At 73.4% G+C, this 13,403-nt stretch carries 12 protein-coding genes; 2 read left to right on the top strand and 10 right to left on the bottom strand.

All coding sequences use genetic code 11. The features are described from left to right. Window positions 1-33 precede the first annotated feature (33 nt). The gene (locus tag BFV98_RS09820) at window positions 34-1,011 is read left to right on the top strand and encodes a DUF2804 domain-containing protein (protein WP_071095944.1); all 978 of its coding nucleotides are present in this window, start codon (window positions 34-36) and stop codon (window positions 1,009-1,011) included. A gap of 43 nt (window positions 1,012-1,054) precedes the next feature. On the opposite strand, the gene BFV98_RS09815 is transcribed toward BFV98_RS09820, so the two are convergent. The 10 genes from BFV98_RS09815 to BFV98_RS09770 form a co-directional block, all read right to left on the bottom strand. Continuing rightward, window positions 1,055-2,425 carry a glycosyl hydrolase family 18 protein gene (locus BFV98_RS09815; RefSeq protein WP_071095942.1) on the bottom strand — a complete coding sequence of 457 codons (1,371 nt, stop codon included), beginning with the start codon at window positions 2,423-2,425 and terminating at the stop codon, window positions 1,055-1,057. Between the two features lie 176 nt (window positions 2,426-2,601). Beyond that, window positions 2,602-4,863: a catalase gene (locus tag BFV98_RS09810; protein WP_071095940.1), complete on the bottom strand. Its 2,262-nt coding sequence runs from the start codon at window positions 4,861-4,863 to the stop codon at window positions 2,602-2,604. 92 nt (window positions 4,864-4,955) lie between these two features. Further along, window positions 4,956-5,618: a 4'-phosphopantetheinyl transferase gene (locus BFV98_RS09805; RefSeq protein WP_071095938.1), complete on the bottom strand. Its 663-nt coding sequence runs from the start codon at window positions 5,616-5,618 to the stop codon at window positions 4,956-4,958. Continuing rightward, a complete protein-coding gene (locus tag BFV98_RS09800) occupies window positions 5,615-6,439 on the bottom strand; it encodes a metallophosphoesterase (RefSeq protein ID WP_071095936.1) in 825 nt (274 codons plus the stop codon). The genes BFV98_RS09805 and BFV98_RS09800 overlap by 4 nt, the downstream gene beginning before the upstream one ends. Window positions 6,440-6,514: 75 nt before the next feature. Then, window positions 6,515-7,465 carry a prolyl aminopeptidase gene (pip, locus tag BFV98_RS09795; RefSeq protein ID WP_013285225.1) on the bottom strand — a complete coding sequence of 317 codons (951 nt, stop codon included), beginning with the start codon at window positions 7,463-7,465 and terminating at the stop codon, window positions 6,515-6,517. 43 nt (window positions 7,466-7,508) lie between these two features. Beyond that, entirely contained in the window at window positions 7,509-7,883 is a 375-nt protein-coding gene (locus tag BFV98_RS09790) for a hypothetical protein (RefSeq protein ID WP_047893815.1), read from the bottom strand. 124 nt (window positions 7,884-8,007) lie between these two features. Then, window positions 8,008-9,477 (bottom strand): hypothetical protein, encoded by a 1,470-nt coding sequence (locus BFV98_RS09785; RefSeq protein ID WP_013285227.1) that lies wholly within the window; start codon window positions 9,475-9,477, stop codon window positions 8,008-8,010. Window positions 9,478-9,613: 136 nt separating this feature from the next. Then, the gene (locus BFV98_RS09780; RefSeq protein ID WP_071095934.1) at window positions 9,614-10,576 is read right to left on the bottom strand and encodes an anti-sigma factor RsbA family regulatory protein; all 963 of its coding nucleotides are present in this window, start codon (window positions 10,574-10,576) and stop codon (window positions 9,614-9,616) included. Further along, the gene (locus BFV98_RS09775) at window positions 10,573-11,400 is read right to left on the bottom strand and encodes an MEDS domain-containing protein (RefSeq protein WP_013285229.1); all 828 of its coding nucleotides are present in this window, start codon (window positions 11,398-11,400) and stop codon (window positions 10,573-10,575) included. Before BFV98_RS09775 ends, BFV98_RS09780 begins: the two co-directional genes overlap by 4 nt. A 23-nt stretch (window positions 11,401-11,423) precedes the next feature. Next, the gene (locus BFV98_RS09770) at window positions 11,424-12,533 is read right to left on the bottom strand and encodes a hypothetical protein (protein ID WP_030274821.1); all 1,110 of its coding nucleotides are present in this window, start codon (window positions 12,531-12,533) and stop codon (window positions 11,424-11,426) included. Between the two features lie 175 nt (window positions 12,534-12,708). Between BFV98_RS09770 and BFV98_RS09765 the strand changes: the two genes are divergently transcribed. Beyond that, window positions 12,709-13,170, top strand: a complete 462-nt coding sequence (locus BFV98_RS09765) for a GNAT family N-acetyltransferase (RefSeq protein ID WP_240322328.1) — start codon at window positions 12,709-12,711, stop codon at window positions 13,168-13,170. The last annotated feature ends 233 nt before the right edge of the window (window positions 13,171-13,403 follow it).

The raw sequence follows: 13,403 nt of genomic DNA, 5'->3' as shown, positions 1-13,403 counted from the left end.
CCGGGCCCGTGCGGCCGCCGGTAGCCTGCGGCGATGACGCATGAGCGGGAGATCACCGAGCCGGTCGACCTGTGCCGGCCGGACGGGCGGCTGAACCCGGACGCGGTCGGCTGGAGCCGCCGGCCGCTGCACCGGGCGAACCTGCGCGGCTGGGGGCGGGCCAAGCGGTGGGAGCACTGGGGCGTGGTCACGCCGACGCACATCCTCGGCCTGGTCGCGTCGTCGCTCGACTACGCCGGGGTGCAGAGCCTCTACCTGCTCGACCGGCGTACCGGCCGGGAGACGACGGCGGAGGCGGTGGTGCCGTTCGCCCGGGGCACGGTGCTGCCGCCGGTCAGCGGCACCGGTGCGGTCCGCGCCCGGGGCGGGAAGCTGACCATCGCTGTGGAGCAGGGCCCGGACGGCAGTACGGTGCGGGCGAGCGCGCCAGGTGTCGAGGTGGACCTGACCGTGCCGCTGCCGCCCGACCACGAGTCTCTCGGCGTGGTGGTGCCGTGGAGCACCCGCCGGTTCCAGTACACGGTCAAGGACATCGGCCGGCCGGTGCACGGCACGATCACAGTGGACGGCACGGCGTACCCGGTGGGGGAGGGGTCGTACGCGGCGCTCGACCACGGCCGCGGCAAGTGGCGGTACGCGGTGCGGTGGAACTGGGCGGCCGGCAGCGGACCGGGCCGGGCGATCCAGCTCGGCGGCAAGTGGACCGACGGCACCGGCTCGACCGAGAACGCGGTCTTCGTCGACGGGCGGCTGCACAAGATCGGCGCCGACCTGACCTGGGCGTACGACCGCACCGACTGGCTGCGGCCGTGGCGGATCACCGGCGACCGGGTGGACGTCACGTTCCACCCGTTTCACGAGCGGGTGGCGCGGACCAACCTGCTCGTGCTGGCCGGGGAGACGCACCAGTGCTTCGGGAACTTCACCGGCTGGGCCGCGACCGACGACGGCGGGCGCGTGGATCTGGACGGCCTGGTCGGCTGGGCCGAGGAGGCCCGTAACCGCTGGTGAGGCCGGTCCCCGCCGGGCCGGGCCGCCCGGCGGGGAAGCCCGATCAGGCCGGCAGCCGCCAGACCTGGTTGGCGCCGCCGAAGCAGTCCCAGATCTGCAGCCGAGTGCCGTTGGCGGAGCTGTTGCCGGTGGCGTCCAGGCACCGGCCCGACGCCGGGTTGCGCAGCGTGCCGTTGCTCTGGGCCTGCCAGGTCTGAGCGCCGGTGCCGTTGCAGTCCCAGAGCTGGATCCTGGTGCCGTTCGCGGTGCCGGCGCTCGTCACGTCCAGGCACTTGCCCAGCGCCCGCAGCGTGCCGTCACCGGCGACGGTCCAGCTCTGCGCGGCGGTGCCGTTGCAGCCGTACAGCTGGATCGCGGTGCCGTTCGCGGTGCTCGCGGCCGCCACGTCCACGCAGGCGCCGCCGATGCCGGTGATCGGCCCGGTACGCCCGGACGGCGGCGTGCCACCGCCGGTGACGGTGTCGTAGATCGCGCTGACCAGCGAGGTCGAACCGGTGGTGTCCTGCGACAGCTCCCAGTTCATCATCCCGCCGGCGTTCGCCAGGGCCCACTGCGTCTTGCGCTTCACTGTCGGTACGCCGTTGTAGCACTGCTGGGCGCCGCCGACAGTGGTGCAGTCCCGGTTGGCGTTGGCCGGGTCCATGCCGACCAGCGCCGAGTAGGTGTAGTAGCCGGGCCGGCTGTAGAAGGGCACGCCGAGCACCGCCTTGGCGGCGGGCAGGCCGCGCGACTTCCACCTGTTGACGCTGGCGATCGACCAGTCGTAGCCGGCGTGCGGGCTGCCGCCGTCGTACGCCATGATGTTCAGCCAGTCCACCGAGCCGAAGACGGCTGTGGGCACCCCGTCGACGTAGTAGCCCTCGGAGACCACGGCGGCGGTGAGCAGCTTGCCCCGGCTGTGCAGGGCGCTGCCGAGCTGCTGCATGAGCAGCGTGTAGTTGTTCGCCGAGGTGCCCGGGTCGGGGTACTCCCAGTCCATGTCGACGCCGTCGAGGTTGTACTGGTTGACGAAGGCGATCAGGTTGTTGACGAACGCGGTGCGCGTGCCGGAGTTGGCGGCGAGCGCCTCGAACGCGGAGTCGTCGCCGTCGTTCCAGCCGCCGACGGCGATGGAGACCTTGACGTTGCTGGCGTGCCCGAGCGACACGAGTGAGGACAGCTTGCCCGGGTTCTCCACCGGGCGCAGGCTGCCGTCGCCGTTGGGGAGCACGAACGCGTAGTTGATGTGGGTGAGCTTGCCGTACTGGACGGTGTTGACGTTGCCGCTCCAGGACGGCATGTAGCCGACGCTCTTGAAGTTGTTCGGGAGGACCACCGCCTCGGCGGCGGTCGGGGCGAGGGTGAGCGTCGCGGCGGTGGTGGCCAGCGCGAGCGCACCGGCGGCGAGGCGCCGCCGGAGGTGAGGTCTGGGCATCGAGGGCCTTCCCGGGGGACGGGGGCGGATGGGGGTCTTCCTCGAGGTGGCCCAAATATTAAAGAGTATTAACTAAGGCGTCAACGACGACCGTCGATGAATGACGGCCGGTGAGCGGTGGCGTACGCACAGCGTGGGGCGGCCCCGTCCGGGACCGCCCCACGCGCGACTCGGGATCAGGCGACCGAGGCCGGGAACCTCTCCCAGACCCGGTGCGCCGCCATCAGCCGCTGCACCTCGCCGAGCACCTCGGTGCCGGAACCACCGGTCACCACGCCCGGCGTGCCTGTGATACCGGCCTGGTGCAGCACCTCGGCGCCCGCGCCCCAGGCGCCGATCACCTTGGCGTGCCGCCACGCCTCCTCGACCAGCAGCAGCACCCGCGGGTCGACGGTCGGGGAGCCCGGCGCGCCGGCCTTGGCGTCGCGGGCCGGCAGCGCGTCCGGCGCCGGGGCCGGGGCGCCGGCCAGCAGCACCGCGTCGAACTCGACCGAGCGGCCGGTGGCGAACGTGCGCTGCACCGGCAGCCCGTCGACGGTGCCGCCGTGCGCGGCGATCAGCAGCGGCACCATGCCGGCGGCGAACACCTCCCGGCGTACCTCGTGCACGTCGCCCAGGTCGGAATGGGCGTCGACCACGATGCCGACCATCCGGCCGTCGGCCGGCCACTCCCGGCCCACCTGGGACAGCGCCGGGCTGGGCTGCACCTCCGCCGGCGGCACCGTGGGCTGCGGCACGGGCAGGCCCAGACCGATCGCCACCTGCTCGCACAGCACCGGGTCGACGTTCGCCAGGCACTGGAGCTGCCGCTCCTTGATCGCCTGGTGGTAGCACTTGCCCAGCTCGAACGTGTACGCCCGGATGATGTGCTCCTTCTCCACCGGCGACATGCTCTGCCAGAACAGGCGTACCTGGCTGTAGTGGTCGTCGAAGGAGGCCGGCGCGGCCCGTACCTTCGGCGCCTCGGCCACAGTCACCGGCGTGTCCACGAACGCGTGCTCGCGGTCGCCGGCCGGGAACGGGTTGCCCCCGTCGAGCGAGTTCGGCCGGTACGGCGCCACGCCCGCGTGCACCGCGTGCTGGTGGAAGCCGTCACGCAGCATGTCGTTGACGTCGGCGTGCGGCCGGTTGATCGGGATCTGGGTGAAGTTCGGGCCGCCGAGGCGGGTGAGCTGCGTGTCCACGTACGAGAAGAGGCGGCCCTGCAACAGCGGGTCGTTCGTCACGTCGATGCCGGGCGGCAGGTGCCCGACGTGGAACGCCACCTGCTCGGTCTCGGCGAAGAAGTTGCGCGGCGTCTTGTTGAGGGTGAGCTTGCCGATCGGCTGCACCGGCGCCAGCTCCTCCGGCACGATCTTCGTCGGGTCGAGCAGGTCGATCCCGGCGAACGTCTCCTCCGGCGTGTCCGGGAAGACCTGGATGCCCAGCTCCCACTCCGGGTACGCGCCGGCCTCGATCGCGTCGTACAGGTCGCGGCGGTGGTAGTCCGGGTCGATACCGCCGATGAGCTGCGCCTCCTCCCAGGTCAGCGAGTGCACGCCCAGCTTCGGCTTCCAGTGGAACTTGACCAGCACCGTCGCACCGGCCTCGTCGACCATGCGGAACGTGTGCACGCCGAAGCCCTCCATGGTCCGGTAGGACCGCGGGATGCCCCGGTCGGACATGTTCCAGATGGTGTGGTGCTGCGCCTCGGTGTGCAGCGAGACGAAGTCCCAGAACGTGTCGTGTGCGCTCTGCGCCTGCGGGATCTCCCGGTCCGGGTGCGGCTTGCCGGCGTGGATGACGTCCGGGAACTTGATCGCGTCCTGGATGAAGAACACCGGGATGTTGTTGGCGACCAGGTCGAACGTGCCCTCGTCGGTGTAGAACTTCGTGGCGAAACCGCGGGTGTCGCGGACCGTGTCGGCCGACCCGCGCGAGCCCAGCACCGTGGAGAAGCGGACGAAGACCGGCGTCTCGCGACCCTTCTTCAGGAACCCGGCCCGGGTCACCTCCTCGGCCGTGCCGTACGCGACGAACGTGCCGTGCGCGCCCGCGCCCCGGGCGTGCACCACCCGCTCCGGGATCCGCTCGTGGTCGAAGTGGGTGATCTTCTCCCGGAGGTGGTGGTCCTGGAGCAGGACCGGGCCGCGCGGACCGGCCTTCAGCGAGTGGTCGGTGTCGCGCAGCCGGGCGCCGTTGGCGGTGGTGAGGTACGCGCCCTGCTGCCCCTTGGCGATCTTCGGCACGCCGGTCTCGGCGCCGGTCGGGGTCCGGGTGTCCGGCGCGCCCTGCTCGTCCTTGGGCGGCAGCGGCCCGTGCGGCGTGGTCGGCTCCTCCAGCGGTGGCGGCGCGCTGCCGGGAGCGCCCGGCACGTCCGGAGTCAGCGCGTCGCCGACCTTCTCGACGGCGGCTTCGACGACACCCTTGACGATCTGGGTGGGCTTGCTGGATTCCATCAGGACCTGTCCTCCTACAGCGAAATGTCCAGGCCCCTTCGGCCGTACCCCAGGTCAGGGCGGGCAAACCGGAACAATCGCGGTAACGCCGGTCAGGACCGGCGCGGCACGGCCACGGCGGTGAGCAGCAGCCCGCCGCCGACCAGCCAGCGGCCGTCCAGGACGTCCAGCGGCGGGCCGCCGTCGATGCGGGTGCCGTCGACCAGGATCCGGGCGGTGAACCGGCCGGCCCGGTCGAACGTCAGCTCCGCCTCCTCGAACCCGAGCCAGCGCCCGGTCAGCGGGTACCACGCCTTGTAGACCGACTCCTTGGCGCTGAACAGCAGCCGGTCCCAGTGCGTCGCCGGGTCGGCGTCACGCAGCGCGGCCAGCCGCTCCGGCTCACCCGCGGTGAGGACGATCCCCGCCACGCCGTCGGGCAGCGGCTCGTGCGGCTCCGCGTCGATGCCGAGCCCGGCCAGCGCCCCGGCCGGGGCCACCGCCGCCGCCCGGTAGCCGGTGCAGTGCGTGATGCTGCCCACCACGCCGTCCGGCCAGACCGGCTCCCGGCGGGGGCCGGGACGGATCGGCGCCGGGGCGTACCCGAGGCGGGCCAGCGCCTCCCGCGCGCAGCGGCGGGCGGTGACGAACTCCTGGCGGCGCGCGGCCACCGCGCGCGCCACCAGGTCCTCCTCGCCTGGGTACGGCGTCTCGTCCGGCACGTCGGCGAACGCCTCGACGGCCAGCGCCCCGGCCGGCAGCAGCGTTCCGATCATCCGAGGATCCGTTTCATGGGCGCCGGCTCGCCGCCGCGGCGCCGCCACTCGCGCGGGTAGCCCAGCGACACCTCCTCGAAGCGCACCCCGTCGTAGTGCGTGGTGCGGGGGATGTGCAGGTGGCCGTAGACCGCGACGGTGGCGCGGTGGCGCACGTGCCAGTCGGCCGTCCGGTCGGTGCCGCACCACTGGGCGAACTCCGGGAACCAGAGCACCTCGGTGGGCTGCCGCACCAGCGGCCAGTGGGTGACCAGCACTGTCGGCAGCGCCGGGTCGGTGGCCTCCAGCCGCCGACGCGTCACCTCCAGCCGCGCCGCGCACCAGGACTCCCGGTCCGGGTACGGGTCGGGGTGCAGCATCATCTCGTCGGTGCACACCACACCGGCGTCGTACGCCGCGCGCAGCGACTCCTCCTTGGTGGTGGTGCCGGGCGCGCGGAACGAGTAGTCGTAGAGCAGGAACAGCGGCGCCACGGTGACCGGCCCGCCTTCGCCCCGCCACACCGGGTAGTCGTCCTCCGGGGTCAGTACGCCCAGCTCGCGGCACATCGCGACCAGCGCGTCATAACGGGCCACCCCGCGCAGCGTCACCGGGTCGTTGGGGTGGGTCCACAGCTCGTGGTTGCCGGGCGCCCACACCACCCGCGCGAACCGGTCGCGCAGCAGCCGCAGCGTCCGCTCCACGTCGGCGAAGACCTCGCCGACGTCACCGGCCACGATCAGCCAGTCGTCCGCCGTCTCCGGCCGCAGGCCGTCCACCACGGCGCGGTTCTCCGCGTACGACACGTGGAGGTCACTGACCGCGTACAGCGCACCCGTCACCCGGCCGATCTTGCCAGCGGCGCCCCCGGATGACCAGGCTCGCCCGCCGGGCTGTCGGGGGTCCGACCGGCCCGGTCAGCCGACCCTCGCGGTCACCTCGTCGAGCGCGCGCAGCACCTCCCGGGTCACACCCGGCTCGGCGGCGGAGTGCCCGGCGTCCGGCACGATCCGCAGCGTCGCCTCCGGCCACCGGCGGGCCAGGTCGTACGCGGACACCGGCGGGCAGCACAGGTCGTAGCGGCCGTTGACGATCACGGCGGGCAGGTGCCGGATCCGGTCCACGCCGTCGAGCAACTGGCCCTCGGCGAGGAAGCCGCCGTGCACCGCGTAGTGCGACAGGATCCGGGCCACGGGCAGCGCCTGGTCGTCGGCGGTGAAGTGGGCGAGCAGCTCCGGGTCGGGCCGCAGCGACGAGTTGACCGCCTCCCACCGCCCCCAGGCCCGCGCGTATTCCCGGGCCCGCGCCTCGTCCGGGCCGTGCAACCGCCTGTGGTACGCGGCCAGCACGTCGTCGCGTTCGCCGGGCGGGATCGGCGCGACGAACCGCTCCCACTCCTCGGGCTGGAGGTGGCGCAGCCCGCCCTGGTAGAACCAGTCCCGCTCGCTGCGCCGCAGCAGCAGCACGCCGCGCAGGACCAGCCCGGTCACCCGATCCGGGTGCGCCTGCGCGTACGCCAGGCCGAGCGTGGTGCCCCACGACCCGCCGAACACCAGCCACGAGTCGATGCCCAGCCGCTGCCGGATGGTCTCCAGGTCGGCCACCAGATGCCAGGTGGTGTTGGCGCGCACCTCGCCGTGCGGGGTGCTGCGGCCGGCGCCGCGCTGGTCGAACAGCACGGCCCGGTGACGGTCGGGGTCGAAGAACCGGCGGGCCACCGGCACCAGGCCGCCGCCGGGCCCACCGTGCAGGAACACCACGGGTACGCCGTCCGGCCGCCCGACCTCCTCCACGTGCAGGACGTGGCCGTCACCGACCGGGATCCGGTGGGTGGCGTACGGCTCGACGGGCGGGTGCAGGCCGGTCATGCCCTGTCATTCTGCCCGGCGTGGGCGTGCCGGGTGGTCCCGCTCAGCAGGCGACGTTGCCGCCGAGGTTGTCCAGCAGCGCGTCGGCGACCCAGCCGGAGACACCTGTGGTGACGTCCCGCAGGTACGTCCACGTGTAGGTGGTCTTGCCGTTCGCGGTGACCCGGTCACCGCTGGCGAAGCAGTGGAAGTCGACCGTGTGACTGAGCTGCCCGTAGCCCAGGGAGGCGCAGGTGGTGTGCGGGCCGGTGCGGATGTTGACGTTCGTGGCGTTGAACAGCTGGCCGAACTTGCTGTCCACGTTGGAGTGCGAGTGGCTGCACCCGGCGCTCGCCGGTCCGGCCGTACCGGCCACCACGGCGCCCGCCGAGGCGACGGTCAGGACGACGGCGGCACCGATCGAGGAAATCTTCCGCATACCCGTCAACCCCCGAATAAAGATCGAGATGCACCAGCAGATCGATCCAAATATTTGCATATAGCAAGGTCGATGGGCAAGATGCGGCGCCGCCGGCCCGGCCCGGACCGGCGGCGCCGAACGCTCAGGCGGTAGCCGGTACGCCGTTGTCCGTACCCGTGGTCTCCGCCTCGGGCACACCCCGCGGAGCCGGCGTGCGGACCGCGAACGCGTCGAAGCTCGGCCCGTCCAGCCGCTCGACGAACGGCTCCACGACCGGCGGCTCCGACCGGTCCGGCTCGATCGCGTCCGGCTCGATCCGAGCGTCCACGGCCCGGGGCGTCACCTCGGCCGGCACGGTGATCGGCGGGCGCGCCGCCACCTGCGGGTACTCGGCTGTCTCCCCGCCGCCCGCGGCGGCCGCCATGACCGCCGCCGCGGCCAGGTCGGCGACCCGCTTGGCCTCCCGCTGCACCCGGGCCCGGGTCTCCTTGGCGTGCTGCTCGGCCAGGTCCGCGGCGCGCCGCGCCTCGTCCAGCCGCTTGGTCTCCGCGGCCAGCTCCCGGCGTACGCCGACCAGCCGCTCCTCCACCTCCGCGCCGGTCCGCTCGATGGTGGCGATCTCCCGGCGGGTGTCCTCCAGCTGCCGGGAGACGCTCTCCAGCTCCGCCTTGAGCCCGGTCAGCGTCTCCTGCCGCTGCTGGATCTCCCGCTGCACGCCGGCGAGCTGCTCCTGGTGCGCCGCCGTCTCCTCGTCGGCCCGCTCCCGGACCTCGGTGGCGTACTGCTGCGCCTCGGCGACCAGCGAGGCGATGTCCTTCTCCGCGGCGGCGGCCCGGTCGGCCAGCTCCTGCTCGGCGGCGGCCCGCCGCTCGTCCAGTTCCTTGGCCATCGTGGCCTGCCACTGGGCCAGCTCCTGCTGGGCCTTGCTGCGGTTGGCCTGGACCTCCTGCTGGATCTGCGTCCGCGCGGCCTTCACCAGCGCCTCGGACGCCGAGCGCGCCTGCTCGACCTGCTGCACGCTCTGCTCGGTGATCCGCTTCGCCTCCTGCTGGGCCCGGTCGTGCGCGGCCTGACCCTCGACGCGCAGCTTCTCCGCCAGCTCCCGCACCGCGGTCAGCTCCGCCTGCGCGGCGGCCCGCCGCTCCTCGTCCACCCGCTCCTGCTCGGCCCGGCGGGCGGACAGCTCCTCGTCCAGCTCCCGCCGCTCCCGGGCGGCCTGCTCCTGCGCGGCGGCGAGCAGCTTCTCCGCCTGCCCCTGGACCTCCTCCGCGCGCCGGGTGGCCACGTCGGTGATCTGGCCGGCCTGCTTCTCGGCCAGGTCCAGGATCTGGTCGACCATCGGGCCGAGGTCGCGGAAGGACGCCCGGTCCACAGCCGTCGGACGGTCGCGCAGCTCCACCGCCTCGGCCTGCACCCGCTGCACCTGCGCGGTCAGGTCGCGCACCTGCGCGTACGCCCGGTCCCGCGCGGCGGTCAGCGCGCTCACCTCGGCGTCGATCTGCTCGACGTACCGGTCCACCTGACGTTTGTCGTAGCCGCGCAACGCGGGATCGAACCGGGGCCGCCCGGACAGGTCGTCGTGGGGTGCGAACGGCTCGGCACCGTTGGACATTCGCCATCCTCCGTCGGTTCGCCAGCGCCAGGCCGGCGGATGACCGCCCCGCAGGGCACGATGAGGCGCTACGGTACCGCGTCCGCGCGCGAGGCTCGCCCCGCCCCGCCCTCCTGCCCGCCGACCGGCGGCACGGTCAGACCGGGAAGTGCGGGTTCCCCGCCGTCAGGCGGATGGTGAAGCCGGTCGCGTCCCTGTGGTACGTCACGTGGTCGCAACTCTGGTGGCTGATCCACAGGCCCAGACCGCCGTCGGAACCGTCGCCCGCCGGCAGCAGCCCGGCGAACGGGTCCTTCGGGCCGGTCCCCCGATCGTGGACGGTCACCACGATCCGGTCCGGCGCGCGCCACAACCGCAGGCACACCGGCGGCTCACCGTGGCGCAGCGCATTGCTCACCACCTCGCTGACCGCGATCACCAGGCCGTCCAGGCCGTCGGGCGGCAGCAGGCCACGGTCGGCGGCGCGCACCTCCGCGCGGGCGCGGGCCGGCGTCGGGTCGACCAGCTCGACCAGCGGCGCGGTCCGCTGCACCGGGTCCGCCGGTGCCGGACGGAACTCGGTCAGGTAACTCGTCGGCTCGGTGTAGAGACCGGCCGTCTCGTGCCCGCCGTCCGTCCGTGCCACCAGCGGGTGGGTACGCGCCACGTCGGCGAGCACGTGCGCGGGCGTGCCCCGCCGGTCGTAGGCGCAGATGCCCCAGAGCGGGAAGTCGTCGTAGGCGTGGTTGATCGCCGACTCGTAGCGCGCCCACCAGTCCCAGGTCGCGCCGAGCAGCACCGGAGGCAGCTCGCCGACCATCCGGATCTGCGCCGCCCCCGCCGCCACGTACGACGCGAGCAGCTCCCGGTAGGAACGCAGCGCGACGCTGGGCCGGGCGTAGACGTCACCGACCGGCAGGAACGTGACCTCGGCGCCGGTGGGCAGCGCCCGGCGCACCAGCTCGGCGTTGCGCTCGTCCAGGTTCACCGCCGTCGGCTCGCCGGCCGCGATCCCGTCCAGCAGGAACGGCAGCGCCACCGCCAGCAGCTCCTCGTCGGAGTCGTAGACGAACGCCTCGTGGAAGTAGCCCACGTGGCCGAAGGCCGCGCCGCTCCTCATCGGACGACCTCCACCCGTACCTCGGACAGGCCGAGCAGGTCGACGAGCCGGGCCGGGGCGCGGCTCGGGGTGCGCAGCACCGCGACGGCGTCGTGCCGGCGGGCGTGGTCGCGCAGGTGCAGCAGGCTGCGGTGGTCGACGAAACGCAGCTCGGCGGCGTCGAACACGACCCGGCCCGCCACCGGCCGCGGGTCGGCCCGCTCCAGCGCGGCGGCGAAGTCCCGGTGGTTGGACGGGTCCAGCTCGCCGGCCAGCGCCACCACCGAGTCGCCGTCGCCGGCGTGCAGCCGGAACAGCACGTCCGCGTTCGTCACCGAGTGCAGGCAGGCCAGCTCGGCGATCGCCGCGTCGTCCAGCCGCCGGCGGTCGTAGGCGCAGACCGCCGACATCGGCCGGTGCCGCATCCAGTGGTCGATCCGGTGCTCGTAGCGGGCGAACGCGTCCCGCTGGGCGGGGGTGCGGACCAGGCTCGTCGCCTCGGCCAGCACCCGCAGGCCGGTGTGCCCGGCGGTCAGCGCCTCGGTGGTGGCCCGCACGTACGCCCGGACCTGCCGGTCGGGGTCGACGATCTCGTCGTGCCGGTACGCCTCGCCGACGGGAACCAGCCGTAGCGCGTCCCGCCGGCGTGCGGCGTCGACCCCGGGGACCGAGGCCAGCCAGCCGGTGACTGTGGCGCGATCCTCCGGACAGACCACCCATACCTGCTCACCGGCGGCGAGACCGGCGCTTACCTGCTCGACCGCCAGTGCGCGCAGCGTGGCCGGGTCGTCGTAGGCGAGGCAGCCATGGGTGTAGCCCGGGTACGTCACGCCCCCGCTGGTCACCGACTCCGCCTCATGGACCCAGTCTATGCCCCGCCCACCTGGAGATCGCGCCAGGCCGTGGCCTCGGGCGGCGGGTCGCCCAGCTCGAACTCGGCCCAGTTGTTCCAGTACGCGATCGCGTCGACGTCGTTCTGCTGCCGCAGCCACGTGACGTGCTCGCGGATCGTCCGTGCCCGGCCCGCGCCGGTGGTGTCCGCGGCGGTACGGCTCAGCCCGTACTCGGGCACCAGCAGCCGGATGCCCGGGTACGCGGCGCGCACCTTGCCGAAGGCCACGCCGAACATCCGGGAGGCGGGCCAGTACGCGGCGGTGTCCCGGGAGTAGCAGTCCACGCCGTAGTGGGTCATGCCCGGGTAACCCCAGTCGGCCGGGTTGCCACGCCCCTCGTCCAGCCAGTAGCGGGTCACGATCGGGCCGTGCCCGAGCACCCACCGCCGGTTGCGGTGCGCCGCCAGGATCTGCGTCACCCGGCTCGCCGTCGCCCGGTACGTGGCCGGGGCCACGTCGCCCATCGGCTCGTGGTACCAGGTCAGATAGATCGGGCGGTTCACGCCGTCGAGCCAGCCGGCCAGCTGCTCGACGTCGTCCTTCCAGCTGACGTGCATGACGGCCGAGGGCGCGTCGGCGAACTTGCCGGCGTTCAGCGGGGGCAGTTCCGGCAGTGCGTCCGCGTCCGGGCCGTCCGTGCCGAAGTCGCGCATGTAGCGGATGCCCGGATAGTCGGCCACCGCCCGCTGGGTCCGGGCGCCCTTCTCGGCGCTCATCCCGACCAGCAGCGGCACGGTCAGCGTGGTGGTGCCCGTGCCGGTGCGGCCGGCGCCGTCACGCGCCGTCGCGGTCAGCGTCACCGTGCCCCGGCCGGCCAGCACGGTGACTGTGAAGCGGCCCGGTTCGGCGCCGCTCGGTGTGACGGTCACCCCCGGCGAGGCGCCGGCGAGCTGGATCGTCAGCGGGACGCTCAGGTCCACCCGGACCGGGCTGTCCCAGGTGACGCCGGTGGGGTCGCTGACCCGGCCGGCGAGCGTCAGCAGGCGCGAGTCGGGGTGGTAGGCGTCGACCCGGACGGTGGTCGACTGCCCGGGCAGCAGGACGGTCTGGTCGGCGGTGACGGAACGGACGACGGGTGCGGCCATGAGGCTCTCCTTCGACGTGCTTCGCTGCCGCTCCGGCCGCACGTCTTCGGGTGGCCAGAATGGCTCTGACCTGCGCTTTTACCAGCTTGCGTCGGTTCGGCCCCGATCGTCAGGGTGGCCGCAGATGGCGCGAAACCCGGTCGCCGCCGCGCTGTCCCGCCCGCATCCTGGACCGATGCCGATCATCGTGCGGGACCTGCGCGTGCCGGACTGGCCGCATCTGTGGCCGATGCTGCGGGACATGGGCGTGGGCGACAACGCGCCGGAGGCCCACCGGCTGCGGTTCGCCGCGCTGCTGGCCGACCCCTGCTGGGCGCTGCTCGGTGCCACCGACGCGGGCGGGCTGGCCGGGTACGCCGCCGCCCAGGACCACGGGCCGCACCTGCGTTCCGGTGACGCGCACCGCACCGTCCGCCTGCACGACCTGTACGTCCGGGCGGACCGCCGCCGCGACGGGGTGGGCAGGTCGTTGTTCGACGCGGTCCGCCGGTGGGCCGCCGGGCGGGCGCGGCACCTGGAGTGGCAGGCCCACCACGAGCGGGCGGCGCCGTTCTACGAGCGGCTCGGCCACCGGGGCGACAGGTGCCCGCAGCCGGACTACCCGACCTTCCTCCTCGACCTCGCCCCTCGGCAGTGACCCCCCTTCCCGCCTTCCCTTGGCGTGACCGGCTCACCGCCGCTCATGATCGACACCAGGTCGGGGAGGTGGCTGCATCGGCGATGGTCTGATGCCACCACTTCCCCGACCTGGTGTTGATCATGGAGCGGGATGGCACCACTTCGGGGAGGTGGTGTGGATCACGGCTGTGGATGGATCGACACCGGTTCGGCGAGGTGGGGCTATCGGAGGGGGTCTGATGCGGCCACCTC

This window comes from Micromonospora sp. WMMB235 (genome assembly GCF_001855515.1).
Classification (GTDB): Bacteria; Actinomycetota; Actinomycetes; order Mycobacteriales; family Micromonosporaceae; genus Micromonospora; species Micromonospora aurantiaca.
This window is presented reverse-complemented; position numbering and strand designations above follow the sequence as displayed.

What these genes read in the sequence shown, in the direction of transcription:
- BFV98_RS09785 (WP_013285227.1), bottom strand. Translation starts at nt 9,477, where the DNA reads ATGTCCAACGGTGCCGAGCCGTTCGCACCCCACGACGACCTGTCCGGG.
- BFV98_RS09770 (WP_030274821.1), bottom strand. Translation starts at nt 12,533, where the DNA reads ATGGCCGCACCCGTCGTCCGTTCCGTCACCGCCGACCAGACCGTCCTG.
- BFV98_RS09790 (WP_047893815.1), bottom strand. Translation starts at nt 7,883, where the DNA reads ATGCGGAAGATTTCCTCGATCGGTGCCGCCGTCGTCCTGACCGTCGCC.
- pip (WP_013285225.1), bottom strand. Translation starts at nt 7,465, where the DNA reads ATGACCGGCCTGCACCCGCCCGTCGAGCCGTACGCCACCCACCGGATC.
- BFV98_RS09805 (WP_071095938.1), bottom strand. Translation starts at nt 5,618, where the DNA reads ATGATCGGAACGCTGCTGCCGGCCGGGGCGCTGGCCGTCGAGGCGTTC.
- BFV98_RS09815 (WP_071095942.1), bottom strand. Translation starts at nt 2,425, where the DNA reads ATGCCCAGACCTCACCTCCGGCGGCGCCTCGCCGCCGGTGCGCTCGCG.
- BFV98_RS09810 (WP_071095940.1), bottom strand. Translation starts at nt 4,863, where the DNA reads ATGGAATCCAGCAAGCCCACCCAGATCGTCAAGGGTGTCGTCGAAGCC.
- BFV98_RS09780 (WP_071095934.1), bottom strand. Translation starts at nt 10,576, where the DNA reads ATGAGGAGCGGCGCGGCCTTCGGCCACGTGGGCTACTTCCACGAGGCG.
- BFV98_RS09820 (WP_071095944.1), top strand. Translation starts at nt 34, where the DNA reads ATGACGCATGAGCGGGAGATCACCGAGCCGGTCGACCTGTGCCGGCCG.
- BFV98_RS09765 (WP_240322328.1), top strand. Translation starts at nt 12,709, where the DNA reads ATGCCGATCATCGTGCGGGACCTGCGCGTGCCGGACTGGCCGCATCTG.